1 protein-coding gene is annotated in these 1314 nt (G+C 51.7%); it reads left to right on the top strand.

Annotation, left to right across the window (positions count from 1 at the left end):
* Nucleotides 1-73: 73 nt before the first annotated feature.
* Nucleotides 74-1282 carry an IS256 family transposase gene (locus PSSD_RS25890; protein ID WP_058974228.1) on the top strand — a complete coding sequence of 403 codons (1209 nt, stop codon included), beginning with the start codon at nt 74-76 and terminating at the stop codon, nt 1280-1282.
* Nucleotides 1283-1314 lie beyond the last annotated feature (32 nt).

Below are 1314 nucleotides of genomic sequence, written 5' to 3'. Positions count from 1 at the left end.
GGAGCCTGTATTTTAAATTGTGTAATTGCCTGTTTTTGATATGTTCCCGACATCACGGAGACAGGTAATTATAATGGACGAACAAAAGCTTAAAGCCCTTGCAGCCGAACTGGCAAAGGGCCTCAAAACTGAAGCTGACCTCAATCAGTTTTCTCGCATGCTAACTAAGCTCACCGTCGAAGCCGCGCTTGGCGCAGAACTCACCGAGCATCTGGGGCACGAGAAAAATCAGCCGAAAAAAGGCAGCAACGCACGTAACGGTTACTCCACCAAAACGTTGCTCAGCGATGACGGCGAAGTTGAGCTTAAAACCCCGCGTGATCGTGAAGGCTCCTTCGAGCCGCAGCTTATTCGCAAGAATCAGACGCGCATTACGCAGATGGATCGGCAAATTCTCTCGCTCTATGCGAAGGGGATGACCACGCGCGAAATCGTCGCCACCTTCAAAGAGATGTACGATGCAGATGTGTCGCCCTCGCTGATATCAAAAGTCACTGATACCGTTCAGGAGCAGGTCACTGAATGGCAGAATCGGGCGCTCGACTCGTTATATCCCATTGTTTATCTTGACTGTATCGTCGTTAAAGTCCGTCAGGACGGTAGCGTAATCAATAAGTCCGTGTTCCTGGCGCTCGGTATTAATACCGAAGGCCACAAAGAACTGCTGGGCATGTGGATAGCGGAGAATGAAGGCGCGAAGTTCTGGCTGAGCGTGCTGACAGAGCTGAAAAATCGGGGTCTGGAAGACATTCTCATCGCCTGTGTTGATGGCCTGAAAGGCTTCCCGGACGCGATAAACAGCGTGTATCCCCAGACGCGCGTGCAGCTGTGTGTGGTGCATATGATCCGCAACAGCCTGAAGTACGTCACGTGGAAAGACTACAAAGCCGTCACACGAGACCTGAAGGCAATTTATCGCGCGCCAACGGAAGAAGGCGGCCTCGCCGCGCTGGATGCGTTCGGCAAATCCTGGGATGAACGTTATCCGCAAATCAGTAAAAGCTGGCGAGCTAACTGGGTGAATCTGAGCACGTTATTCGCCTATCCGGAAGAGATTCGCCGTGCGATTTACACGACGAACGCGATCGAATCTCTGAACAGCGTCATCAGGCAGGCGATCAAAAAACGGAAGGTGTTCCCGACGGATGAATCAGTACGTAAGGTAATCTGGCTTGCAACGGAAGCGGCAGCAACGAAATGGACGATGCCGATCATCAACTGGCGGTTGGCGATGAGTCGCTTTATTATCGAATACGGTGACCGCCTGAGCGGCCACCTTTAATCGTGGGCAGTTACACAGAATTATTTACAGGG

Source organism: Type-D symbiont of Plautia stali, assembly GCF_001485335.1.
In the GTDB taxonomy this organism is placed as follows: domain Bacteria; phylum Pseudomonadota; class Gammaproteobacteria; order Enterobacterales; family Enterobacteriaceae; genus Pantoea; species Pantoea vagans_C.
This window is presented reverse-complemented; position numbering and strand designations above follow the sequence as displayed.

Coding starts and splice junctions, on each gene's coding strand:
- PSSD_RS25890 (WP_058974228.1), top strand. CDS start 74: ATGGACGAACAAAAGCTTAAAGCCCTTGCAGCCGAACTGGCAAAGGGC.